1 pseudogene is annotated in these 429 nt (G+C 60.8%); it reads left to right on the top strand.

The annotated features are described in order from the left end of the window. Positions 1 to 429, top strand: a pseudogene (locus HOC_RS22500) (ParB/RepB/Spo0J family partition protein); the annotation flags it as partial.

Genomic DNA, 429 nt, shown 5'->3' with positions numbered 1-429 from the left:
GAAACGGGAGCACGTTGCCAACCTGTTTGCGGCATTGGGCGTCTCTGGAGAGGCCCGACGCAATGGCGACGCTTATCGCCTTTGCGAAATCTTCGCCGCCTTGCTCGCCATGTCGGACGCGGAAGTGGGTGAGGTTCTGGCCTTTACCATGGCTGAGATACTGGAAGCGGGCGGGCCGGTCGTGGAGGCCGTTCTGCACGTTTGCGAGACGGACCTGTCAGCCTGCTGGAAACCGGAACCGGCCTTCTTCGACCTCTGCCGCGACAAGCGGGCGATCAATGCGATGGTGGCCGATATCGGGTCTGAGTCTTTGGCGGCAACCTGCGTCACCGATACGGCCAAAGTACAGAAGGCGCTCATTGAGAGTCGGATCATTGGCAATGGATGCAAGCCTAATTCCGACTGGCGACCGGGCTGGATGCAGGTGCC

The sequence above is a fragment of the Hyphomonas oceanitis SCH89 genome, from assembly GCF_000685295.1.
Classification (GTDB): Bacteria; Pseudomonadota; Alphaproteobacteria; order Caulobacterales; family Hyphomonadaceae; genus Hyphomonas; species Hyphomonas oceanitis.
Note: the sequence above shows the minus strand (reverse complement) of the source record. Positions and strands in the feature narration are given on the sequence as shown.